General features: G+C 70.9%; 24 protein-coding genes. 10 read left to right on the top strand and 14 right to left on the bottom strand.

Translation table 11 applies throughout. The features are described 5' to 3' along the window. Window positions 1-347: 347 nt before the first annotated feature. Window positions 348-998 carry a DNA-3-methyladenine glycosylase gene (locus tag ABZ642_RS12405; RefSeq protein ID WP_360481350.1) on the bottom strand — a complete coding sequence of 217 codons (651 nt, stop codon included), beginning with the start codon at window positions 996-998 and terminating at the stop codon, window positions 348-350. Window positions 999-1,134: 136 nt separating this feature from the next. Here ABZ642_RS12405 and ABZ642_RS12410 point away from each other — a divergent pair, with 136 nt between their 5' ends. From ABZ642_RS12410 to ABZ642_RS12420, 3 genes are all read left to right on the top strand, one after another. Next, window positions 1,135-1,917 carry a sporulation protein gene (locus ABZ642_RS12410; protein ID WP_360481352.1) on the top strand — a complete coding sequence of 261 codons (783 nt, stop codon included), beginning with the start codon at window positions 1,135-1,137 and terminating at the stop codon, window positions 1,915-1,917. A 65-nt stretch (window positions 1,918-1,982) separates the two neighbouring features. Continuing rightward, window positions 1,983-2,522, top strand: coding sequence for a YbhB/YbcL family Raf kinase inhibitor-like protein (locus ABZ642_RS12415; RefSeq protein ID WP_360481355.1), 540 nt, complete (start codon window positions 1,983-1,985; stop codon window positions 2,520-2,522). Window positions 2,523-2,689: 167 nt separating this feature from the next. Further along, window positions 2,690-3,199 carry an HNH endonuclease gene (locus tag ABZ642_RS12420; RefSeq protein WP_360481358.1) on the top strand — a complete coding sequence of 170 codons (510 nt, stop codon included), beginning with the start codon at window positions 2,690-2,692 and terminating at the stop codon, window positions 3,197-3,199. Between the two features lie 111 nt (window positions 3,200-3,310). Here the strand turns inward: ABZ642_RS12420 and ABZ642_RS12425 are convergent, their stop codons facing one another. The 3 genes from ABZ642_RS12425 to ABZ642_RS12435 all read right to left on the bottom strand — a co-directional run bounded on the left by ABZ642_RS12425 (window position 3,311) and on the right by ABZ642_RS12435 (window position 5,694). Next, a complete protein-coding gene (locus ABZ642_RS12425; protein WP_360481361.1) occupies window positions 3,311-4,267 on the bottom strand; it encodes an SPFH domain-containing protein in 957 nt (318 codons plus the stop codon). A gap of 130 nt (window positions 4,268-4,397) precedes the next feature. Next, window positions 4,398-4,829 (bottom strand): NfeD family protein, encoded by a 432-nt coding sequence (locus tag ABZ642_RS12430; RefSeq protein ID WP_360481364.1) that lies wholly within the window; start codon window positions 4,827-4,829, stop codon window positions 4,398-4,400. A gap of 73 nt (window positions 4,830-4,902) precedes the next feature. Continuing rightward, the gene (locus ABZ642_RS12435; RefSeq protein WP_360481367.1) at window positions 4,903-5,694 is read right to left on the bottom strand and encodes an ABC transporter ATP-binding protein; all 792 of its coding nucleotides are present in this window, start codon (window positions 5,692-5,694) and stop codon (window positions 4,903-4,905) included. A gap of 150 nt (window positions 5,695-5,844) precedes the next feature. On the opposite strand from ABZ642_RS12435, the gene ABZ642_RS12440 reads away from it, so the two are divergent. Further along, entirely contained in the window at window positions 5,845-6,630 is a 786-nt protein-coding gene (locus tag ABZ642_RS12440; RefSeq protein ID WP_360481370.1) for a hypothetical protein, read from the top strand. A 50-nt stretch (window positions 6,631-6,680) separates the two neighbouring features. On the opposite strand, the gene ABZ642_RS12445 is transcribed toward ABZ642_RS12440, so the two are convergent. The 4 genes from ABZ642_RS12445 to ABZ642_RS12460 all read right to left on the bottom strand — a co-directional run bounded on the left by ABZ642_RS12445 (window position 6,681) and on the right by ABZ642_RS12460 (window position 9,422). After that, window positions 6,681-6,920 (bottom strand): chaplin, encoded by a 240-nt coding sequence (locus ABZ642_RS12445; RefSeq protein WP_360481373.1) that lies wholly within the window; start codon window positions 6,918-6,920, stop codon window positions 6,681-6,683. 270 nt (window positions 6,921-7,190) lie between these two features. After that, the gene (locus tag ABZ642_RS12450; RefSeq protein ID WP_351694577.1) at window positions 7,191-7,439 is read right to left on the bottom strand and encodes a chaplin; all 249 of its coding nucleotides are present in this window, start codon (window positions 7,437-7,439) and stop codon (window positions 7,191-7,193) included. A 170-nt stretch (window positions 7,440-7,609) separates the two neighbouring features. Next, window positions 7,610-8,251 carry a response regulator transcription factor gene (locus tag ABZ642_RS12455; RefSeq protein WP_360481376.1) on the bottom strand — a complete coding sequence of 214 codons (642 nt, stop codon included), beginning with the start codon at window positions 8,249-8,251 and terminating at the stop codon, window positions 7,610-7,612. After that, on the bottom strand, window positions 8,244-9,422 hold the full coding sequence (locus tag ABZ642_RS12460) for a GAF domain-containing sensor histidine kinase (RefSeq protein WP_360481379.1): 1,179 nt from the start codon (window positions 9,420-9,422) through the stop codon (window positions 8,244-8,246). The genes ABZ642_RS12455 and ABZ642_RS12460 overlap by 8 nt, the downstream gene beginning before the upstream one ends. A gap of 225 nt (window positions 9,423-9,647) precedes the next feature. Between ABZ642_RS12460 and ABZ642_RS12465 the strand changes: the two genes are divergently transcribed. The 3 genes from ABZ642_RS12465 (at window position 9,648) to ABZ642_RS12475 (ending at window position 12,545) form a co-directional block, all read left to right on the top strand. Next, on the top strand, window positions 9,648-10,343 hold the full coding sequence (locus tag ABZ642_RS12465; protein WP_360481382.1) for an SDR family NAD(P)-dependent oxidoreductase: 696 nt from the start codon (window positions 9,648-9,650) through the stop codon (window positions 10,341-10,343). Beyond that, window positions 10,340-11,422, top strand: coding sequence for an S-adenosylmethionine:tRNA ribosyltransferase-isomerase (locus ABZ642_RS12470; protein WP_360481385.1), 1,083 nt, complete (start codon window positions 10,340-10,342; stop codon window positions 11,420-11,422). Before ABZ642_RS12465 ends, ABZ642_RS12470 begins: the two co-directional genes overlap by 4 nt. A gap of 298 nt (window positions 11,423-11,720) precedes the next feature. After that, complete coding sequence (locus ABZ642_RS12475) at window positions 11,721-12,545, top strand: transglycosylase SLT domain-containing protein (RefSeq protein WP_360481388.1); 825 nt, start codon at window positions 11,721-11,723, stop codon at window positions 12,543-12,545. A gap of 82 nt (window positions 12,546-12,627) precedes the next feature. Here ABZ642_RS12475 and ABZ642_RS12480 read toward each other — a convergent pair whose 3' ends face one another. Then, entirely contained in the window at window positions 12,628-15,159 is a 2,532-nt protein-coding gene (locus ABZ642_RS12480; protein ID WP_360481391.1) for an FHA domain-containing protein, read from the bottom strand. 232 nt (window positions 15,160-15,391) lie between these two features. Between ABZ642_RS12480 and ABZ642_RS12485 the strand changes: the two genes are divergently transcribed. Both ABZ642_RS12485 and serB read left to right on the top strand, forming a co-directional pair. After that, window positions 15,392-17,620 carry a streptophobe family protein gene (locus ABZ642_RS12485; RefSeq protein ID WP_360481394.1) on the top strand — a complete coding sequence of 743 codons (2,229 nt, stop codon included), beginning with the start codon at window positions 15,392-15,394 and terminating at the stop codon, window positions 17,618-17,620. A 249-nt stretch (window positions 17,621-17,869) separates the two neighbouring features. Then, window positions 17,870-19,078 carry a phosphoserine phosphatase SerB gene (gene serB / locus ABZ642_RS12490; protein ID WP_360481397.1) on the top strand — a complete coding sequence of 403 codons (1,209 nt, stop codon included), beginning with the start codon at window positions 17,870-17,872 and terminating at the stop codon, window positions 19,076-19,078. Between the two features lie 107 nt (window positions 19,079-19,185). On the opposite strand, the gene ABZ642_RS12495 is transcribed toward serB, so the two are convergent. The 4 genes from ABZ642_RS12495 to ABZ642_RS12510 form a co-directional block, all read right to left on the bottom strand. Next, a complete protein-coding gene (locus ABZ642_RS12495; protein ID WP_360481400.1) occupies window positions 19,186-19,704 on the bottom strand; it encodes a histidine phosphatase family protein in 519 nt (172 codons plus the stop codon). Between the two features lie 79 nt (window positions 19,705-19,783). Beyond that, window positions 19,784-19,990 carry a hypothetical protein gene (locus tag ABZ642_RS12500; RefSeq protein WP_351733264.1) on the bottom strand — a complete coding sequence of 69 codons (207 nt, stop codon included), beginning with the start codon at window positions 19,988-19,990 and terminating at the stop codon, window positions 19,784-19,786. A 166-nt stretch (window positions 19,991-20,156) separates the two neighbouring features. After that, window positions 20,157-20,273 (bottom strand): SGM_5486 family transporter-associated protein, encoded by a 117-nt coding sequence (locus ABZ642_RS12505; protein ID WP_089107830.1) that lies wholly within the window; start codon window positions 20,271-20,273, stop codon window positions 20,157-20,159. 136 nt (window positions 20,274-20,409) lie between these two features. After that, a complete protein-coding gene (locus tag ABZ642_RS12510) occupies window positions 20,410-21,702 on the bottom strand; it encodes a CynX/NimT family MFS transporter (protein ID WP_360481404.1) in 1,293 nt (430 codons plus the stop codon). A 91-nt stretch (window positions 21,703-21,793) separates the two neighbouring features. Here ABZ642_RS12510 and ABZ642_RS12515 point away from each other — a divergent pair, with 91 nt between their 5' ends. Next, window positions 21,794-22,486, top strand: a complete 693-nt coding sequence (locus ABZ642_RS12515) for an FCD domain-containing protein (RefSeq protein ID WP_360481407.1) — start codon at window positions 21,794-21,796, stop codon at window positions 22,484-22,486. On the opposite strand, the gene ABZ642_RS12520 is transcribed toward ABZ642_RS12515, so the two are convergent. After that, window positions 22,464-22,814 carry a hypothetical protein gene (locus ABZ642_RS12520; protein ID WP_360481410.1) on the bottom strand — a complete coding sequence of 117 codons (351 nt, stop codon included), beginning with the start codon at window positions 22,812-22,814 and terminating at the stop codon, window positions 22,464-22,466. The genes ABZ642_RS12515 and ABZ642_RS12520 overlap by 23 nt on opposite strands. Window positions 22,815-22,817: the final 3 nt, after the last annotated feature.

Below are 22,817 nucleotides of genomic sequence, written 5' to 3' on the forward strand. Positions count from 1 at the left end.
TCTTTTTCCGATCCGATTTCCTCGGTGCTTTCCAGGTTCTCGCTCTCGCGTTTCCCTTTCCGGCGGTTCCGACTCTATCAGATCCTTTCGGCGTCCGATTCCCGGTCGGCGGGATTGTCTGGGGCTTTCCGGCTTTCGCCTGTCGGCCTTTCGACATTCACTACGCTAGCCGATTCCTGTCGAGACTCATAATCGAGTTCCGCGAGTTCGAATTCGGGCATGCAGGCATGACGAATCCGACCCCGCCAAGGGAAGTCGTAGGTAGTGGGTGGCCGCTTCCGGCTGCTGGCGAATGCCGTACCCGGTTCAAGCGGCTCGGGCTACGTTACGCACCTTCCAGGGACGCGTCAACTTGAGCGGCGCCGGGGTACATGGACCCGATACGGGCTGACTGTCGGGTCATCTGCAATCCAGTAACGCCAGGGATGGACCTCACCGTTGCCGCCCTCGCCGGCGACTCCCGTGCGCGGACCGTTGCGTACCTGGTCGGAGGGGACGGGGGAACCGGTCAGCATCCGCAGCGGTGTCTCGCCGGCGGCACACGCGTCCGTGCCGTCCAGGGCCCGGTCGACGCCCAGGGCGGTGGCCAGGCGGGCCGGGCCTTTGGCCAGTTCTCTGTCGTATCGGGCCGAAAGTCGACGTTTGCGTGCGAGGTCGACGCCCTCGACGATCTCGCCGGCGCGGAGCAGGACCGCGCTCGCGGTGCCGACCGGCCCGCAGACGAGGTTCATGCAGAACCACATGCCGTAGGTGAAGTAGACGTACACATGTCCGGGCGGACCGAACATCACCTCGTTGCGGGGTGTGGGCCCGCGATAGGCGTGCGACCCGGGATCGTTCGGGCCGTCGTACGCCTCCACCTCTGTGACGCGGACCGCGATCGGACCGTCCGGGGTGGTGCGCAGGAGGATGCGGCCGAGGAGGTCGGGGGCGACCTCCAGTACAGGGCGGTCGAAGAAGTCCCTGGGGAGTGACATACGGTCCGGGGGCGCGATCATGGCGTCCGAGCCTAGTCCAGGCCGAGGATGCCAAGGGGTGGTCAAGGATTCGTCTCCTTGCCAGGGTGTGGGCCGGAACCGGTCGCGGCCGGATCGCGTTTCTAGGGATCAAGGGTCCGTACGTAAAGGGAGAGTCATGGGGTTCAAGAAGCTGCTCGCGAGCCTGGGGGCCGGTGGGGCTTCCGTGGAGACGGTGCTCACCGAGATCAACGTCGTGCCGGGTGGCGTCGTCCAGGGTGAGGTGCGGATCCAGGGCGGGTCGGTGAGCCAGGAGATCCAGGGGCTGTCCGTGGGTCTCCAGGCGCGGGTCGAGGTGGAGAGCGGCGACGAGGAGTACAAGCAGAACATCGACTTCGGCAAGGTGCGCCTCGGCGGTGCCTTCGAGCTGCAGGCCGGGGCGGTGCACGCGGTGCCGTTCGGGCTGGAGATCCCCTGGGAGACGCCGGTCACGATGATCGACGGGCAGGCGCTGCGTGGAATGCACATCGGGGTGACCACCGAGCTGGAGATCGCGCGTGCCGTGGACTCCGGTGACCTGGACCCGATCAACGTGCACCCGCTGCCGGCGCAGAAGGCGATCCTGGACGCCTTCATCCAGCTGGGTTTCCGCTTCAAGAACGCGGACCTGGAGCGCGGCCACATCCGGGGCACCCGGCAGACGCTGCCGTTCTACCAGGAGGTGGAGTTCCACCCGCCGTCCCAGTACCGGGGGCTGAACCAGGTCGAGCTGAGCTTCGTGGCGGACGCGCACGCCATGGACGTCATCCTCGAAATGGACAAGAAGCCCGGGCTGTTCAGCGAGGGCAGTGACACCTTCCGGTCGTTCCAGGTGGGTCTGCACGACTTCCACGGGACCGACTGGGCGGCTTATCTCAACCAGTGGCTGTCCGAGGTCGGCAGCAAGCGCAACTGGTTCTAGGCTCGGGAACCGCGGAGTCCGTAACGGATTCCGTAAGCGATCAGTATCGATCAGGAGGTACCGAGGTGACCGAGCTCAAGCGGCGGCCGCTCCCCCATGACTTCCACCCGCCCGTCCCCTCGTTCACGGTGACGAGCGACGACGTCGAGGAAGGGGCGACGCTCAAGGACGCTCAGGTCTACGCGAAGGGCAACACCTCGCCGCAGCTGCGGTGGGAGGGCTTCCCGGCCGGGACCAAGAGCTTCGCCGTGACCTGCTACGACCCGGACGCCCCGACGGGCAGCGGGTTCTGGCACTGGTCCGTGTTCGACATTCCGGCCTCGGTGACCGAGCTGCCGGAGGGTGCGGGCAGCGGCAAGTTCGAGGGCCTGCCCGAGGGCGCCGTACAGGTGCGCAACGACTACGGGTCGAAGGACTTCGGCGGTGCCGCGCCGCCGCCCGGGGACGGACCGCACCGGTACGTCTTCACGGTGTACGCGGTGGACCAGGAGAAGCTCGGTCCGGACGCCGATGTGTCGCCTGCCGTCGTCGGGTTCAACCTGCGGTTCCACGCGATCGCCCGCGCGCAGTTGATCGGCGAGTACGAGAACCCCGAGAAGGGCTGACGCACCTCGCGAAATCAGCCAAGCGTTCACTGAACGTTTGCCCGTCCCTGGTCTTGGAAGTGATCAGGGGCGGGCAGTTTTTATTGCGTTGTCCATCTCGGCGCGCCCGTCCAGAGTTGATCCAAGCCCGCCGGGGGTGGGCACGGTGCACATGGGAGGTGGGCTGGATGCGTGACACGCTGGTGCTGAACGCGAGCTTCGAGCCGCTGTCTACGGTGACTTTGAATCGAGCCGTCGTCCTGGTGCTCCAGGACAAGGCCGTCGTCGAGCAGGCCCACCCCGAACTGCGCATGCGCGGTGCGGATGTGGACATACCCGCGCCCCGGGTGATCAGGCTGTGCCGTTATGTACGGGTGCCGTTCCGGAGACAGGCGCCCTGGTCGAGGCGGGGGGTGTTGGTCAGGGACCGGCACCGCTGCGCGTACTGCGGGCGGCGGGCGACGACCGTCGACCACGTGGTGCCTCGGGCCCAGGGCGGTCAGGACTCCTGGTTGAACACGGTGGCCTCGTGCGCGGAGGACAACCATCGCAAGGCGGACCGGACGCCCGAGCAGGCGGGGATGCCGTTGCTGCAGCGGCCGTTCGAGCCTTCGCCGCAGGACGCGATGCTGTTGGCGATGGGGGCCGAGGACTTGGCCGCGCTTCCTGAGTGGCTGTCCGGAGATGTTGCGGCCTAGTCGTCCGCCTGGCTGAGTCAGGCCGGCGGCCTCAGGTCGTTCATGGCTGTTCGCGCAGTTCCCCGCGCCCCCGAAAAGGCGGGCACGGGGAACGTTCGTCTTCAGGAACCGTCAGTCGATGTTCGGCTTCTCGCGGCGTTCCTGGGCCGGGACGCTGCCACTGCCACTGCCACTGCCACCCGAACCGCCGCCCAGGTTGCCGAAGTTGCCCATCGCGCCGGACAGGCCCTTGAGGGCGTCGCCGATTTCGCTGGGGACGATCCAGAGCTTGTTGGCGTCGCCCTCGGCGATCTTCGGGAGCATCTGGAGGTACTGGTAGGAGAGGAGCTTCTGGTCCGGGTCGCCCGCGTGGATCGCCTCGAAGACCGTGCGGACCGCCTGGGCCTCGCCCTCGGCGCGCAGGGCGGCCGCCTTGGCCTCACCCTCGGCGCGCAGGATCTGGGACTGCTTCTCACCTTCGGCGGTGAGGATCGCGGCCTGCCGCGTACCTTCCGCGGTGAGGATCGCGGCGCGCTTGTCACGGTCGGCGCGCATCTGCTTCTCCATCGAGTCCTGGATGGAGGTCGGCGGCTCGATCGCCTTCAGCTCGACTCGGTTGACGCGGATGCCCCACTTGCCGGTGGCCTCGTCGAGGACGCCGCGCAGGGCCGCGTTGATCTCCTCGCGGGAGGTCAGGGTGCGCTCCAGGTCCATGCCGCCGATGATGTTGCGGAGCGTGGTGACCGTGAGCTGTTCGATGGCCTGGATGTAGCTGGCGACCTCGTAGGTGGCCGCTCGCGCGTCGGTGACCTGGTAGTAGATGACCGTGTCGATGTTCACAACCAGGTTGTCCTGGGTGATCACCGGCTGGGGCGGGAACGGTACGACCTGTTCACGCAGGTCGATGCGGTTGCGGATGGTGTCTATGAACGGAACCACGATGTTCAGGCCCGCGTTCAGGGTCCGCGTGTAGCGGCCGAAGCGCTCCACGATGGCGGCGCTCGCCTGTGGGATGACTTGGATCGTCTTGATCAAGGCGATGAAGACCAACACCACCAGAATGACCAGGACGATGATGACCGGTTCCATCGTCGCTCCCCGTACCCTTCTCCGCCTCGGCGCTTCGGCAGATCTTATGGTTGTTGAAGATCTTGCTGGACGAGTCTGACAGACCCTCGCCCAACTCGGGAGTCCTTCCGCTGAGTTGCGTCGTACGAGGTCAGATGACGATGGCCGTGGCCCCCTCGATCTCCACGACATCGACTTCCGCTCCGGCTTCGTAGGCGCGCCCGGTGTCGAGCGAGCGTGCCGACCAGACCTCGCCGGCCAGCTTGATCCGTCCGCCGGAGCCGTCGACGCGTTCCAGTACGACGGCCTGCTTGCCCTTCAACGCGTCTACGCCCGTGGCGAGTTGGGGTCGCTGGGCGGCGTGCCGGGCGGCGATGGGCCGTACGACGGCGATCAGGGCGACGGAGACGACGACGAAGACGAGTACCTGGATGACGACGCCCGCACCGAGTCCGGCGGTGGCCGCGGCGGCCAGCGCGCCGACCGCGAACATGCCGAACTCCGGCATCGCGGTCACCACGAGCGGGATTCCGAGCGCCGCCGCGCCGACGAGCCACCACACCCATGCGTCGATGCTGTTCACATTGTCATGGTAGGGCCGCGGGTGCCGAACCCGACAGGGTGCTTTCCTGGGGCGGAACGCCCGTCAGGAGCCGTCAGGACAGGGGGAGTCCGTGGGCCGTCCAGCGGTCGCCGAGCTGCTCGACGACGAGCGGGAGGCCGAAGCACAGGGAGAGGTTGCGGGAGGAGAGTTCGAGTTCCAGCGGCCCGGCGGCGAGGACCTTGCCCTGGCGGATCATCAGGACGTGGGTGAAGCCGGGGGCGATCTCCTCGACATGGTGGGTGACCATGATCATGGAGGGGGCGATCGGGTCCCGGGCGAGCCGGCCGAGGCGGCGGACCAGGTCCTCGCGGCCGCCGAGGTCGAGACCGGCGGCGGGCTCGTCGAGCAGCAGCAGCTCGGGGTCGGTCATCAGGGCGCGGGCGATCAGGGTGCGCTTGCGCTCGCCCTCGGAGAGGGTGCCGAACTTCCGGTCCACGTAGTCGGTCATGCCGAGGCGGTCGAGGAAGGCGCGGGCGCGCTGCTCGTCGACCTCGTCGTACTCCTCCTGCCAGTGGGCGGTCATGCCGTAGGCGGCGGTGAGCACGGTCTCCAGGACGGTCTGGCGCTTGGGGAGCTTCTCGGCCATGGCGATGCCGGCCACACCGATGCGGGGGCGCAGGTCGAAGACGTCGACCCTGCCGAGGGTGTCGCCGAGGATGGTGGCGGTGCCCTTGCTGGGGAAGAGGTAGCTGGAGGCGATGTTCAGGAGGGTGGTCTTGCCGGCGCCGTTGGGGCCGAGGATGACCCAGCGCTCGCCCTCCTTCACCGACCAGGAGACCTGGTCCACCAGAGCCCGGCCCTCCCGGACCACGGATACGTCCTGAAGCTCCAGAACATCGCTCATGAGCGCGTTGTCTCCCCTTGCAGTGTGGCCTGTCTCGGCTGGCGCGTACGCCTGTGGCTCGGGCGGCGGCGTCGGTGGGCGCAGCCCTCATGAAATCTACGCCACGAGTGCGGCGCTCCATTCCATCGGTCCGGTCCTTAGGGTGGAGGCATGCTTTCGGAACCGCGCTCAGGACGCCTCGCCGCCTGGGGAAATGCCCTATTGGCCGGAGTTGTCTCTCCGGATGACGCCGTGCTCGCCATCGTCGGCGAGGACGCGGTGCATCGGGTGGAGGGGCTGCCCGGGGAGTCCGCTCCGGTCGGGCTCACGCTGGCGCTCGGGCGGCTGCGGACGCTCGGGGCGACCGGGCTGCGGGTCGCGCTGCCGGCGCCGGGGCATCCGCTGGGGCTGAGCGGTCCGCCGGAGTTCAACGCGCGGGCCCTGGAGACCGAGGAGGCGGTGCTCTGTCACAGCACCGCGTTGGGGCTGGTGCCGGAGGTGTCCGAGGCCGGTCCCGCCGGTGATGTGCATGTCGAGGTGGTCTGGCATGTGCTGCCGGTGCGGGAGGCGCCGCCCGCGGACGTGCCGTCGCTGGGCGAGGCCGAGCGGGAGCTGGCGGAGGCGCTCAGGGACGCGACCGAGATTCTGGCGAAGCTGGACGTCGCCGGGTCGGGTCCGGTGGCGGAGGCGGCGATCGACGCCTACCGGGCGCGGGCCGAGCGGGGGCGGGAGGTACTGGCCCCCGGGTATCCCCCTCGGGCGGTGCGGGTCCTTGAGCTGGCGCAGCGGGTCGGGATGCTGATCTCGCTGGCGCACGAGAACGGGCACGGGGGCGCGGTGAGCGCGTCGGAGATGGCGGCGCGGTCGCTGGCCCTGCGGCCGGTGGAGCGGACGGCCCGGCGGGCGCAGGTGGCGGCGTACAACTCGGTGGTGGAGGAGCGCGAGCGGGGGCGCTAGAGCGCTCGGGGGCTACGCCGGACGGCGTAGCCCCCTGCGGTGGTGCCGTCCTACTTGTTGGCCGCGGTGTTGCCGAACGCGGGGTTCAGGAGGCCGACCACGTTGGCGGAGAGACCGCTGACGTTGACCGGGACGTTGAGCGGGATCTGGGCGACCAGGCCGGAGGCAACGCCCGGGGAGGCGACAGCGCCGCCGTCGGCAACCGCGTCGGCGATGGCGGAACCGGCGGAGGCGCCCGCTGCGATACCGGCGACGGTGAGGGCGACGGCGGCCTTCTTGGCGATGTTCATGGGAAGGGTTCCTCCTGCGTGTGCGTATCCGACCCGGCCGTGGGTCGTGCGCTGATCAACGCCGGAGGGGTCCTGGGTGGTACGGGGCGTCCGGCCGTGACTGCCCGTTCGGATCATTGGGCGTAAGAGTCACTGGACGTAAGAGTCATTGGACCTAAGACCCGTTGGGCCCAAGAGTCGTTGGCCGTAAAAGCCGTTGGGAGTAAAAGCCGACCGGCCTTCCGGGGGCGCCCGGAAGGCCGGAGGTCGATGCCGCCGTGCGGCGCGGTCTCAGTGGTTGAGGCCGAGGTTGCCGAAGGCGGGGTTCAGCACGCCGATGACGTTGACGCTGTTGCCGACGGCGTTGACCGGGATGTGCACCGGGGCCTGGATGACGTTGCCCGAGACGACGCCCGGAGAGCCCTGGGCCTGGCCGTCGGCGTGCGAGCCACCGGTGTGGGCGGAGGCCATCCCCGCGCCCGCGGCCATGATCCCGCCGGCCACCATCGTCACGGCCGCTGCCTTCTTCAGGTTCTTCACTTCTTGAGCCCTCCTTGGCGATCGCCGCGGCGGTCGCCGCGGCACGCACTGAAGAACGCCGGCGGCCGGGAGAGGATGCGCCGTCCGGGTGACATTCCCACGACGGTATGAATCTCAGCCCGTAGGACGACCCTTCATGTTGCCGTCGGTAAAGCGTTACGGAGGGCGTTTCACCCGGTCACGCCATGGCGTACGGCCCACAGGGCGGCCTGGGTGCGGTCGGCGAGGTCGAGTTTCATCAGGATGTTCGAGACATGCGTCTTGACGGTCTTCTCGGAGAGCACCAGGGCGCGTGCTATCTCGCGGTTGGAGCGGCCGTCGGCGATCAGCCCGAGCACCTCGCGCTCCCGCTCGGTGAGCGACCCTCCCCGGCCCTGGCCGGAGTTGGCCTCCTCCTGGGAGAGCAGGGCGCCGGCCACCTCGGGCTGCAGCAGGACGTGCCCGGCGTACACCGAGCGGATGGCGGTGGCGAGCGCGTCGGGATCGACGTCCTTGTAGACGTATCCGGCGGCGCCGGCGCGCAGGGCCGGGACCACCGTGCGCTGCTCGGTGAAGCTGGTGACGATGAGCACGCGCGCGGGGTTGTCGAGTTCGCGGAGCTTGCGCAGCGCCTCCACGCCGTCCATGCCGGGCATCTTGACGTCCATGAGGACGACGTCGGGGCTCAGCTCCTGGGCGCGCTCGACCCCTTCGGCGCCGTCGGCGGCCTCGCCGACGACCTCTATGTCGTCCTGGACCTCCAGGAAGGTACGCAGGCCCCGGCGGACGACCTGGTGGTCGTCGACCAGCAGGACCCTGATCGCGTCAGCCACCGGGGACCTCCATCTCGATCGTGGTGCCCTTGCCGGGCGCCGATTCCACGGTCAGCGTGCCGCCGGCCCCGCTCGCCCGGTCCCGCATGGAGACCAGGCCGAGGTGGCGTCCGGCACTGCGGGTGAGGTGCGGGTCGAAGCCGCTGCCGTCGTCCGTGACCCGCAGCACCGCCCCGCCGCCGCGCCGGTTCACGGTCACGTCGACGTGCTCGGCGCCGGAGTGCCGCAGGGCGTTGTGCAGGGCTTCCTGGGCCACCCGGAGCAGCGCCTCCTCCTGGGCGGCGGGCAGGGCGCGGACGCCGCCGGCGGCGAAGGTCACGCGTGCGGCGTGGGCGCGGTCGAGGACCTGGATCTGGGTGCGGAGGGTGGCGACCAGGCCGTCCTCGTCGAGGGCGGCGGGGCGCAGCTCCACGACGGCCGCGCGCAGTTCGTCGGTGGCCTCGGCGGCGAGCGCGGCCACCTGCTGCATCTCGCCCTTGGCGCGGGAGGGGTCGCGGTCGACCAGGGCGGCTGCGGCCTGGGCGGTCAGGCGCAGGGAGAACAGTTTCTGGCTCACCGCGTCGTGCAGCTCGTGGGCGAGCCGGGAGCGTTCCTCGGCGATGGTCAGCTCGCGGCTGCGCTCGTAGAGGCGGGCGTTGGTGAGGGCGATCGCGGCGTGCTGGGCGAGGATGGAGAGCAGTTCCTCGTCCTCGGCGGTGAACCCGCAGCCGCCTTCCGGTTTGGGGCACGGGGGGTGTGGGGGGTTTCCCTCTGCCGGGCGCACCTTGTTGGCCAGGAACAACGCGCCGATGATCTCGTCGCCGTCCCGGATCGGCAGGCCCAGGAAGTCGGACATGTCGGGGTGTGCCGACGGCCAGCCCTCGAAGCGGGGGTCCTTGCGGACGTCGGCGAGCCGCTCGACCTTCGCCTCGTGGAGCATCGCGGCGAGGATGCCGTGCTGGCGCGGGAGCGGGCCGATGGCCTTCCACTGGGCGTCGGTGACACCGTCGACGACGAACTGGGCGAAGCCGCCGTGGTCGTCGGGGACCCCGAGCGCGGCGTACTGCGCGTCGAGCAGCTCACGGGCGGAGGCGACGATCGTCTTGAGGACGTCGCGCACCTCCAGGTGTCTGCTCATGGCCAGCAGCGCGGAGCTGACCGCGGCGAGGCCGGACCGGGGACCTTGACTCATGCCCTCACGGTACCGGCGGGGTGTGACACCGCGGATCGGCCGATGGTGGCGGGGCCCGGGCCGTTGGCCCTAGGACCCGGGTCCTAGGGCGCAGGCCCCGGACCGGCGGCGTAGTCCGAAGGGCCCCACCGGATTGCGCCCCGCGTCCGAGGCGGCCGGGGCGGTGCCGTTCCTAGGTTGAGGTCACCGCCGACGGAGGCGGACGGAGCCGAGGGGACGGTTGTCATGCCGGTAGCGATCATCACGGGGGCGTCGAAGGGACTGGGGCGTGCGCTGGCGGAGGCGCTGGCCGCGCGGGGCTGGGACCTGGTGCTGGACGCCAGGGGTGCGGGGGCGCTGAAAGAGGCGGCGGAGGCCGTCGCGGGGGCCGGGACGCGGGTGGCGGCGCTGCCCGGCGACGTCACGGACGCCGGGCACCGGGCCGAGCTGGTGGCCGCCGCGCGCCGGCTGGGCGGGCTGGACCTGCTGGTGAGCAACGCCAGCGCGCTGGGTGCCGAGCCGCTGGTGCGCCTCGGCGAGCTGCCGCTGGCGGGGCTGCGCCGGGCGCTGGAGGTGAATGTGGTGGCCGCGCTGGGCCTGGCTCAGGAGGCGCTGCCGCTGCTGCGGGAGTCGGCGGCGGGGGCGGTGATCGCGGTCAGCTCGGACGCGGGCGCGGAGGCGTACGAGACCTGGGGCGGGTACGGCGCCTCGAAGGCTGCCCTGGACCAGCTGGCGGCGGTGCTCGGTGTGGAGGAGCCGGGGCTGCGGGTGTGGGCGGTGGATCCCGGGGACATGGCGACCGGCCTGTACGCGGCGGCCGTACCGGACGACGACGATCCACGGCCGGCACCGGAGAGCGTCGTACCGGCGTTCCTGCGGTTGCTCGACGAGCGGCCGGCGAGCGGCCGCTACGGGGCGCCGGCTCTGGTGGCGGGACGATGACGACCGCTCTGCGGGTGCCGGAGGAGTTGTCCGCGCGGGTGCCGGCCGAGCAGCGCGGGCCGGGGCTGGAGCGGGATGCCGTACGGCTGCTGGTGTCGCGCGGAACGGCGGTGTCGCATCACGCCTTCGCCGAGCTGCCGGTGCTGCTGCGGGCCGGGGACCTGCTGGTGGTGAACACCTCGCCGACGCTGGCGGCCGCCGTGGACGGGCGGATCGGGCACGCGCGCGTGGTGGTGCACTTCTCCACCCGCGGGGACGACGGGCGGTGGGCGGTCGAGCTGCGGGAGCCGGACGGCAGGGGGACGACACGCGCGCGTGCGGGCGCGTCCGCGGGAAGTGAGGTGCGGCTGCCCGGGGGCGGCCGGCTGGTTCTGGTGGAGCCGCTCAGTGCGCGGGGCGAGCGGCTGTGGTGGGCGCGGGCCTCGGGGGACGTGCCGGGGATGCTGCGGGAGCACGGGCGGCCCATTCGTTACTCCTATACGGAGCGGGACCAGCCGCTGTCCGTCTACCAGACGGTGTTCGCGCTGCCCTCGGCCGACGGGGCCGGGAGTGCGGAGATGCCGAGTGCGGCGCGGCCCTTCACCGCGCGGCTGGTGGCGGAGCTGGTGAGCCGGGGCGTGCAGTTCGCGCCGATCACGTTGCACACGGGGGTGTCGTCGGCGGAGGCGCACGAGCCGCCGTACCCGGAACGTTTCGCCGTTCCGGCGGCGTCGGCGCGGCTGATCAACGCGGCCAGGGCGGGTGGCAGGCGGGTCGTCGCCGTCGGGACGACCGCAGTGCGGGCCGTGGAGTCGGCGGCGGGCGCCGACGGGGTGGTGCGGGCGGCCGAGGGGTGGACGGAGCTCGTCGTGACGCCCGGGCGCGGGGTGCGGGTGGTGGACGGCCTGCTGACCGGGCTGCACGAACCGGAGGCCTCACATCTGCTGATGCTGGAGGCGGTCGCGGGGCGGGCCGCGGTCGACCGCAGCTACGAGGAGGCGTTGCGCGGGCTCTACCTGTGGCACGAGTTCGGCGATGTGCACCTCATCCTCCCGGAGGAGGGCCCTCACACAGAGCATTGCGAGAGCAACTCCTGGTGAGATTCACGTGCGGCCGATGTGAGGCCGCACATAGGGCGCACATCACGTACGAACGGACATAGGAGATAAAGGGTCCCGCAGTGAACGGGACAGACGACCCAGTCTGTCCCGTTTTGCCCTTCCGGGCTGTACTACCCGGGATCGTACGTCACACCTTTGCCAGGGAATTTTGCGGCCGCTAAGAATTGCTCTCGTCGCTCAGCACCGCGGGTTCCCCCCGCGGTGTTCGTGCAGGAGGAGCCGGTCTCCCCCCGCGGACAACGAGCGACCTCCGCGCTATTCGAAGAGGTCCACTGCTATGCCCAAGCACGCCCACAGTCCCACGCTGACCAAGCATCACAAGATCGCGCTCGCCGGTGTCGCCACGCTCGGCGCCGCCGCCCTCGCCTTCTCCGCCGTGCCCAGCAGCGCGGAGACCGTCGTGACCGGGTCCCCCCAGGCCGCGGCCCAGGTTGCCTACGGCACGGAGCAGATCAAGGACGTCAAGGGCACGGTCACCGACCAGCTCGCGTTCCAGAACGTCAAGGTCGAGGCGATCGCCGCCAAGAAGAAGGCGGCCACGCCCCACACCCGGCACCTGGCCCACGTGAAGAAGGCCCACGCCCTGCACGTGGCGCACGTGAAGAAGGCCCACGCGGCCCACACCGCCAAGGTCAAGGCCGCCCACACCGCCCACGTGAAGCACGTCGAGGCCGCCGCCAAGCAGGCCGCCCACGCCGCCCACGTGAAGCACGCCGCCAAGCAGGCCGCGAGCCGGTCCGCGCAGCGCCCGCAGATCCAGCAGGTCGCCGCGAAGACCTACTCGAACACCCTCGACGGCTGGATCCGCCAGGCCCTCGACATCATGAACACCAAGGGCATCCCGGGCTCGTACAACGGCCTGCACCGCAACATCATGCGGGAGTCCTCCGGCAACCCCAACGCCATCAACAACTGGGACATCAACGCCATCAACGGCATCCCCTCCAAGGGTCTGCTGCAGGTCATCCCGCCGACCTTCGCGACGTACCACGTCAACGGCACGTCCTGGAACATCTACGACCCGGTGGCCAACATCACCGCCGCCGCCAACTACGCGGCGCACCGGTACGGCTCGATCGACAACGTCAACAGCGCGTACTGAGGCCTGCGCGGACCTCTTCACGCACACGCCGAAGGGCGGCACCCCCACTGCGGGGTGCCGCCCTTCGGCGTCGTACGGGCGGCTACTTGCGCATGACCTCGGGCTCGTGGCGGCGCAGGAAGCGGGCCACCAGGAAGCCGCAGATCACACCGAGGACGATCAGCGCGGCCATGTCCATGGTCCAGGCGCCGGCCGTGTGGTTCCACAGCGGATCCGTCTTGGTCGGGTCGTCGACGTTGGGCGCGATGTTGTTGAAGTCCAGCGTGGCACCGGCCGCGCCCACCGCCCAGCGGGAGGGCATCAGGAACGAGACCTGGTTCACGCCGACCGCGCCGTTCAGGGTGAACAGGCAGCCGGTGAACACGACCTGGATGATCGCGAACATCACCAGCAGCGGCATGGTCTTCTCGGACGTCTTGACCAGCGAGGAGATGACCAGGCCGAACATCATCGAGGTGAAGCCGAGCCCCATGATCGGGATGCACAGCTCGAAGAGGGTGGAGTGGCCGAGGACCACGCCCTGGTCGGGGATCTCGCGGCTGGAGAAGCCGATCAGGCCGACCATCAGACCCTGCAACACGGTGATCACGCCGAGCACGACCACCTTGGACATCAGGTACGCCGACCGGGACAGGCCGACCGCGCGCTCCCGCTCGTAGATGACCCGTTCCTTGATCAGCTCACGCACGGAGTTCGCGGCGCCCGCGAAACAGGCGCCGACGGCGAGGATCAGCAGGACGGTGGTCGCCGTGCCGTTCGGGACCGGCACCCCCGTCTTCGAGTTGATCGGGTTCACCAGCAGACCCTTGTCGCTGTCGATCAGCAGGCTGACCGCGCCGAGCACGGCCGGCAGGATCACCGTCAGCGCCAGGAAGCCCTTGTCGGAGGCGATGACCGACACGTACCGGCGCACCAGGGTCAGCAGCTGCGACCCCCAGCTCTGCGGCTTCTTCGGCCGCATCGCCTGCATCGCGGGGATCTGTACGGACTGCGGGGCGATCGCGTCGATGTCCGCGGCGTACATCTGGTAGTGCTGCGAGCCCTTCCAGCGGCCCGCCCAGTCGTAGTCGCGGTAGTTCTCGAAGGCGGAGAAGACATCGGCCCAGGTGTCGTAGCCGAAGAAGTTCAGCGCCTCCTCGGGCGGCCCGAAGTAGGCGACCGCACCGCCCGGCGCCATCACCAGGAGCTTGTCGCACAGCGCCAGCTCGGCCACCGAGTGGGTGACGACGAGGACCGTACGGCCGTCGTCGGCGAGGCCGCGCAGCAGCTGCATGACATCGCGGTCCATGCCCGGGTCGAGACCCGAGGTGGGCTCGTCGAGGAAGATCAGCGACGGCTTGGTGAGCAGCTCCAGGGCCACCGAGACCCGCTTGCGCTGGCCGCCCGAGAGGGACGTGACCTTCTTGTCCTTGTGGATGTCGAGCTTCAGCTCGCGCAGCACCTCGTCGATGCGGTCGTCGCGCTCCTGCCCGGTGGTGTCGGCCGGGAAGCGCAGCTTGGCCGCGTACTTGAGGGCCTTCTTGACGGTCAGCTCCTTGTGCAGGATGTCGTCCTGCGGGACCAGACCGATGCGCTGGCGCAACTCGGCGAACTGCTTGTACAGGTTGCGGTTGTCGTACAGCACCTCGCCCTCGTTGGCCGGGCGGTAGCCGGTGAGCGCCTTGAGCAGGGTCGACTTGCCGGATCCCGACGGGCCGATGACCGCGATCACGGACTTCTCCGGGACGCCGAAGGACACGTCCTTGAGGATCTGCTTGCCGCCGTCGACCGTGACCGTCAAATGCCGTGCGGAGAAGGAGACTTCACCGGTGTCGACGAACTCCTCCAGCCGGTCGCCGACGGTCCGGAAGGTGGAGTGGCCGACGCCGACGATGTCGTTCGGGCCGAGCAGCGCGGTGCCGCCCTTGGCGATCGCGACACCGTTGACGTACGTGCCGTTGTGCGAGCCCAGGTCGCGGATCTCCATACGGCCGCCCGGCGTGGAGTGGAACTCCGCGTGGTGGCGCGAGACCTGCAGGTCGGACACGACCAGCTCGTTCTCCAGGGCACGGCCGATGCGCATCACACGGCCGATGGAGAACTGGTGGAACGTGGTCGGGCTGCGGTCGCCGTACACCGGCGGCGCCCCCGCGCCACCACCGGAGGCCATGGCCGGGGCGCCCTGCTGCTGCGGGATCGCCGACGAGGCCTGCTGCCAGTCCTGCTGCGGAGCCGCCGGCTGCGCGGCCGGCGGCTGGGACCAGCCCGCGCCGCCCGCGCCCTGCGCCGCGTACGGCTGCTGCTGAGGCTGGGCCCGGGCCACGGCGGCCGCGGAGCCGGACAGGCTCAGCCGCGGTCCGTCGTTCGCGTTGCCCAGGTGCACGGCCGAGCCCGGGCCGATCTCGGTCCGCTGGACCCGCTGGCTCTGCACGAAGGTGCCGTTGGTACTGCCGTGGTCCTCGATGACCCAACTGCGGCCGTCGAAGCTGATCGTGGCGTGCCGCCAGGAGACCCTGGCGTCGTCGAACACGAGGTCCCCCTGCGGATCGCGTCCGAGGGTGTATGACCTGGACGGGTCGAGCGTCCAGGTGCGTCCGTCTGATTCCAGTACGAGTTCCGGCACTCCAAGCCCCATGAGTAGTCCCCCGAGTTACCCCCATCACAGGGAGTCTAGGGATGTCGAACATCGTCGGGAACTATTTCAGGCTCGGCCCTCTGACCGAAAGTCGGGCCTTGTGGAGGCCTCCTACGAGCGCTTCAACTCTTTCCGTTGACGGGGTTGAAACCGGGCCGGAGAGTGGTAATCCACGCGAGGGGGACAAGCGCGGCGGAGCGGCCCGGCGCGTCTGCGGATCGGGGGGTCGGCGATGGGTTCTGGCACGTCCGGCACGGGAGTCGAGAACACGAGGCACGGCGCGCGGCTGCCGTGGGGCGACATCCTGCTGTCCGCGATCGCCGCGGTGAGCTGGGCGTTGATCGGCATGGCGGGTACCGCGGCGCTGGGTCTGCATCTGCTGCGGGCCGACGCGGCGGGCTCACTGGGCCCGATGACAGCGGCGGTTGTGGCACTCGGGGCAGGTGGTTCGGTCACGCCGAACGGAGATCTGTCTGCATTCGGGCTGAAAGGGGCGCAGGCCACCACGGCCATCGAGATCACGCCACTGGGTGTGAGCCTGGTGGGAGCCCTGCTCCTGTCCTGGTTCTTCTTACGGTCCCTGCGCACGGCCGGAGTTGTGATCGCACCGGCCGAACTGCTGGCCCGCGCGGGCTCGGTGGTGGTGCTGTTCGTGGCGATGCTGGGCGGACTGGCCTGGGCCGGGCACTCTGTCGTGACCATCGACGGCGGTGCGCTGGGGCTGGACAAGCTGCCGGGTACCGGCGGCGGTGGCGGTGGGGGGCTCAGGATTCCCGGCATCGGGGATGTCGGCGGGCTGCTGCCGGACCACCTCGGCGACCTCGTGCACGCGAACGCGGCGGTCGGCTTCAGCGTGGACACGGCCGCGACCCTGCTCGGCGGCCTCGGCTGGTCGGTCGGGATCCTGCTGATCGCCCTGCTGGCCTCACGCCGCACTCCGCTGCCAGGCGGCTGGGAGGCCGTACACCGGGTGGTACGGCCGGCGGTCTCGGCGCTGGTGACGGTCCTGCTGGTGGCGGTCGCGGCGGGCTGGGCGGCGGCGGCCTTCGCGGCGGTCGGCGACCCGCACCCGGCCCGGATCATGGGCGCGGCGCTGCTCGGCGCCCCGAACGGCGTCTGGCTCGGCATCCCGATCGGCCTCTTCGTTCCCTTCGACGGCAGGGCGACGGGCATCCTCACCATGTTCCTGCCGCACCCCCTGGACGACCTCCTGAACTCACCGTCCGACCAGTCGGTGACCCTGGGCCACCTGGCCGACCTGGACGGACGGGTATGGCTGCTGGGCATCGCCGCGGCCCTGCTGATGCTGCTGGCCGGGGTGTTCACGGCGGTACGGACGCCGGTGCCCGGCCGTGGCGTCGGTGCCGGTGCTGGTGTCGGTACTGGTGCCGGTGTCGGTGGGGCGGAGGCGCTGCGGGGCTCGCGTCCCGGCGCGCTCGGTTTCGCCGGGCGGTGCGCGGTGCGGCTGGGCATCGCGACCGCGCTCACGCTGCCGTTGCTGGCCTGGCTGACGGACGTGTCCGTGGACGCCTCCCTGTCGGTGCTGGGCTTCGACGCCTTCGGCGCCGGCGTCCAACTGCACGGACAGCTGGGCATGGCCCTGCTCCTCGGCGCGGCGTGGGGTGCGGCGGCGGGGGCGGCGGGCGCGCTGCTGGCATGGGCGACCGGCGCCGCCGGCACCCGCACGGCGCGCCTGGCACGGGGTGACGCGGGCAGCGGGCCGGTGGGGCCACAACTCGGAAGCGGCGGGGCGGAGGGGCCTTACGCACCGGCGCCCGCGTACCGCCCGCCGAATCCGCACACCAATCCCTACCTCCGGGTACCGGCCGAACTACAGGAGCCAGGGAGCGGCGACCGGGAACGCCGGCCCGGGACGCCGGGGGAACGGCAGCGCCCGGGACCGTACGACGAACAGCCGCCCTGGCCCGAGAGGCCGGGGGAACGACAGACCCCGAGGCGATACGACGGACAGGCCCCCCGGCCCGACGCGCCGCAACAACCCCAGGCCCCGGGACCCTACGGCGCACGGGACCCCTGGCCCGACGCGCCCCGGGGCTCCGGGGCCGGGGGCGGACGGGGCGGTCGACCCGGGGGTGCGTGGGAACCGCGGGATTCCCGGCCGGGAGACGGTCGGGGCCACTGGTCCGAGGGACCGCAGGAATCTCGGGATCCGGCGGCGCCGTACGACGGTCCGGGGCCGGCGGACGGCCGGGCTGCCGGCGGTCCGGGGGCGTCGGACGAACGGCCGCGCGAGGGCGGTGGTGACCCCTCTGGCGCACCGCCCGGTGCCGGTGATGTGTACAGCGCTCCCACCATGGCCCGGCCGGTCGACCCGCCGCCACGCTCTCCGCGGCGCGGACCAGGGGTGCGGCGGCCGGACGGACCGGACACGGGCCCGCCTCCCCCTCCTCCTCCGCCTCCCCCTCCTCCCCCGCCGCCGCCCAGGCGGCCCCATCGGTGAGGCCGCTGACCGCCGAGGCGAGGCTCGGCGGTGTCGCCCATGGCGTGCGGACCGTGTGTGGAGCGGCGCTGAACTGTGTGAGACGGCGCGGGCCGGGAGTACACCGCTCCCGGTCACCGGCATCGCACGCACGTTCGCCCGTAGCGCGGAAGCAAGGCCTCCGACACCGACCCGACACTTGTTGTTCCGTGTCCGTCAGGCGGACCGCCTGCGCCGCAGGCACTGCGTGCCGGTTACGGTGGTCACACCATGAGCGATCCTCAGACCTCCGAGGTCCCCACTCTCCTCGTCAAGATCTTCGGCAAGGACAGGCCGGGCATCACGGCCGGCCTCTTCGACACCCTTGCCGCGTACATGGTCGACGTGGTCGACATCGAGCAGGTCGTCACGCGAGGCCGGCTGGTGCTGTGCGCGCTCGTGACCCAGCCCCCGGCGGGGCTCGAGGGCGACCTCAGGGCGACCGTGCACAGCTGGGCCGAGTCGATGAAGATGCAGGCGGAGATCATCTCCGGCCACGGCGACAACCGCCCGCGCGGCCTGGGCCGTTCCCTGGTCACCGTCCTCGGCCACCCCCTGACCGCCGAGTCGACGGCCGCCATCGCCGCCCGGATCGCCAAGGCGGGCGGCAACATCGACCGTATCTTCCGGCTCGCCAAGTACCCGGTGACGGCGGTGGAGTTCGCGGTGTCCGGCGTGGGGACCGAGGCACTGCGCACCGCCCTGGTCTCGGAAGCGGCGGAACTCGGCGTGGATATCGCGGTCGTCGCGGCCGGCCTGCACCGGCGGGCCCAGCGTCTGGTCGTCATGGACGTGGACTCGACGCTCATCCAGGACGAGGTGATCGAGCTCTTCGCCGCGCACGCCGGCTGCGAGGACCGGGTCGCCGAGGTGACGGCGGCCGCGATGCGCGGGGAGCTGGACTTCGAGCAGTCGCTGCACGCGCGCGTCGCGTTGCTGAAGGGGCTGGACGAGTCGGTCGTGCAGAAGGTGCGGGCCGAGGTGCGGCTGACGCCGGGCGCCCGGACCCTGATCCGCACGCTGAAGCGGCTCGGCTACCAAGTCGGCGTCGTCTCCGGCGGTTTCACCCAGGTCACCGACGATCTGCAGGAGCGGCTCGGGCTGGACTTCGCCCAGGCCAACACGCTGGAGATCGTCGACGGCAAGCTGACCGGCCGGGTGACCGGCGAGATCGTGGACCGTGCGGGCAAGGCACGGCTGCTGCGCCGGTTCGCCGCCGAGGCGGGCGTACCGCTGTCACAGACGGTGGCGATCGGTGACGGCGCCAACGACCTGGACATGCTGAACGCGGCCGGTCTCGGTGTCGCCTTCAACGCGAAGCCGGTGGTCCGCAAGGCCGCGCACACCGCGGTGAACTTCCCCTTCCTGGACACGGTGCTGTATCTGCTGGGCGTCACCCGCGAAGAGGTCGAGGCGGCGGACACTCACGACGAGAGCTGAACCGCCCGGCGGTCCTGTCACAAGGGGCCCGGCACCGACGAGATCGGTGCCGGGCCCCTTGCCGTCCCGTGCCGGAGAGCGGTGGCCGTACGGTGGTGCCGGTCGGCTCAGTCGGAGGGGGCCCAGTAGTCCACGAGCGTGGTCACACCGGGTTCCAGGCTCTTCCAGGTGCCCTCGAAGGTCACGACGGCGAAGGCTGCGGCGGGAAAGCCCCGGCTGTTCATCCAGTCGCGGGCGTCGCCCTCGGAGCTGCCGATCAGGATCTCGGTCACGCCGTGCACGCCGGGGTTGTGGCCGATGAGGATAACGTCCTGCGCGTCGTCGGGCACCTCGTTGAGCACGGCGATCAGCTCGCCCGGAGAGGCCTCGTACACCCGCTCCTCGTAGACTGTTTTCGGCCGGTGCGCGAGCTCATGGACGGCAAGCTTCCAGGTCTCCCGGGTGCGCACGGAAGTGGAGCACACGGCCAGGTCGAAGGTGATGCCGCTGTCCGCCAGCTTGCGTCCGGCGACGGCGGCTTCCATCCGGCCCCGATCAGCGAGCGGTCGCTCGTGGTCGGTCACCTGTGGCCAGTCGGCTTTCGCATGGCGGAAGAAGACGATCCTGCGGGATTCTGCGACGCTCATGTCACCCAGCTTCGCATGAAACAGGCCATCGGGCGCAGGGAGTTGACATGCGGCTTCGCCCGTCCGGAGGGCGGTGGGGCTAACGCGTGACGATCTGCTGGACCCGCTCGACGAGATGGGTGACGGCAGGGTCACCCGTGGTCGCGTGAGCGTCCGCCGGGTTCAGTATCAGCACCAGCAGGGCGACGAAGGCGAGCGCGGGCAGGGCGAGGGCCCACCAGGGCAGCCGGACGTCGACACTGCCCGGGGTGGCGGGGTGGGGCAGGGTGTGCGTACGGGCCGGCATGATCGCCTCCGCTGGTCTCCGGGCTCGGCGACCGCCCTTCGCGGCCACAACTCGAAACTACGGAATCCGCGGCCGCCGACCCATCCGGTGATCCACCCACTTCACCCTGACCCTCACCCCCTAGGGGATGGGGGGCTAGCCCCACCACGGGCCGCCGGGACGGTGGTCAGGGTGACGCGAGGGTCGCGATGACGGCGATGACGATGAAGATGGCGAAGAACGAGCCGAAGACGATCAGCATCTTCTTCTGACCGTTCTGGGGGTTCGGGTCGAGCACTGGCATGCGCCCAGTCTGGCACCCCGCACAGGGGACGGATCGGTCGGGGTGGTGCAACACGCCGACGGGTGCCGACCGGGCCGGACCGCCTCGCCGGGGCACCGCCGGCGCCGGGCCGGTGCCCGCACGCCCCGTGTCGGTGTCAGGCGGCCGCCGCCTCGTCCTCGACCGTGCGATCGCGGCCCGCCAGGACGCCGACGGCCATCTGCGGGATCATCAGGCCGGCCATCAGGGCGATCGGCAGGCCCCAGCCGCCGCTGTGCTGGTAGAGCACGCCCACCAGCAGCGGGCCCGGGATGGAGATGAGGTAGCCGACGCTCTGGGCGAAGGCGGAGAGCTGCACGACGCCCGCGCCGGTCCGGGACCGCATCCCGACCATGGTGAGGGCCAGCGGGAAGGCACAGTTGGAGACGCCGAGCAGCAGGGCCCAGGCCCAGGCGCCGCCGGCGGGGGCGGCCCACAGGCCGGCGTATCCGGCGAGGCCGCAGACGCCGAGCGCGATCACGATCGGACCCTGGTGCGGCAGCCGGGTGGCCACGCGCGGGATGACGAAGGCCAGCGGTACGCCCATCACCATCGTGACGGCCAGCAGCAGTCCGGCGGTGCCCGCGGGCACGCCCGCGTCCCGGAAGATCTGCGCCATCCAGCCCATGGTGATGTAGGCGGCGGTGGCCTGGAGCCCGAAGAAGACGGCCAGCGCCCAGGCGGTCCGGCTACGGGTGATCCGCAGGGCGGGCGGCTGCCGGTCCGCACGCGCGCGTGCCTCGGCCACGGGCGCCGGTCCCCGGTCCCGGGCCAGCGGAAGCCACGGCAGCACCGCGGCCGCCGCCGGCCCTGCCCACACGGCGAGCCCGGACTGCCAGCCACCACCCAGCGCGTCGGTCACGGGCACGGTCACCGCGGCGGCGATCGAGGTGCCGGCGGCGAGTGCCATCGAGTACAGGCCGGTCATGGAGCCGACCCGGTCGGGGAACCAGCGCTTGACGATGACCGGCATCAGCACGTTGCTGACGGCGATGCCCATCAGCGCGAGCGCGCTGCCGGCGAGGAATCCGGCCGTACCGCCGACGTAGGGGCGTATCAGCAGGCCGGCCGTGATGGCGACCATGCCGGCGCACACCACCGCCGGCGGCCCGAAGCGGCGAGCCAGGCGGGGGGCCATGACGCCGAAGACGGCGAAGCAGAGCGGCGGCACGGACGTGAGCAGTCCGGCCACGCTGCCGCTCATGCCGAGCCCGTCGCGGACCTCCTCCAGGAGCGCGCCGAGGCTGGTGATGGCGGGCCTGAGGTTGACGGCGGCCAGCAGGATGCCGACGACGAAGAGCCGTGTCGTCCACGCGCGCGTGCCGTTCACCGGGCCCCCGCCGGGTTCCGTCGGACGTGCCGTCGTCGATGTCGTCGTGGTGGTTTCCTCGGCTCCCATGACGCCCATCATAGAATCATGGGATGATTGGTTGTCCAGTCCCGGGCGGCGACCACGGCTGACCCCGCCGCCGCTGCCCGGCCCTCGCGTGCGAAGGTGTGTCATGCCTCTGAGCCACCCGCGCCGCTCGGCGCTGTCCGAGCAGGTCATCGCCGAGCTGCGGAACCAGATCGCCTCCGGCGAATGGCCGGTCGGCTCGCGCATCCCCACCGAGCCGGAACTGGTCGAGCAGCTCGGGGTGGCCCGCAACACCGTCCGGGAGGCCGTCCGCGCGCTGGCGCACAACGGCCTGCTGGACATCCGGCAGGGCTCCGGCACCTACGTCGTCGCGACCAGTGAGCTGGCCGGCGTGATGCACCGCCGGTTCGCCGGGGCCGACCCCCGGCACATCGCCGAGCTGCGCTCCACGCTGGAGTCCTCGGCGGCCCGCTTGGCCGCGGCCCGGCGCACGGTGAAGGACCTCAGACAGCTCGACGCGATTCTGGCCCACCGCGAGCGGGCCTGGGAGTCGGGCGAGGCGGAGGCCTTCGTGACGGCGGACGCGACCTTCCACCTGGCCGTGGTGGCCGCCTCGCACAACGACGTGATGACGGCGATGTACGCCGACCTGGGCGAGGTGCTGCGGGACTGGCTGCGCGCGGACGTCGGCGCCGAGCTGACACCGGAGACGTACATGGACCATGCCCGCCTGGTCGACGCGATCCGTGCGGGCGACGCGGACGCGGCCGCCAAGGAGGCGGCCAGTTACCCCTACCTGTGCCGTCCGGGCAGGTTCAGCTCACCTTCTGGTGACTGATCCACACCGAGCGGACGTCCTGCCAGCAGCGGCCGGTGAGCCGTACGGTCAGCGCGGGTCCGGTGTCGACCGGGGAGCCGTCGGTGTCGATGTCCCACCACTCGGCGCACTCGATGTGCAGCCGCACCCGGTCGGTGTCCACATAGGGGTTGTGGCAGTAGGCCACCACATGGGAGCCGCGGACGGTCGTCCGGCACGACGCGCCGAACAGTTGCGGGGCGGGCCGGTGACCGCCACCCACGCGCGCGTGGGACACGGCGTCGTACGGCAGGGCCAGCACGAGGGCGAGGGCCACGGTCACAGGGGCCAGGCTGCGGGACAGGCGCACAAG

This window comes from Streptomyces sp. NPDC007157 (genome assembly GCF_040634235.1).
Classification (GTDB): Bacteria; Actinomycetota; Actinomycetes; order Streptomycetales; family Streptomycetaceae; genus Streptomyces.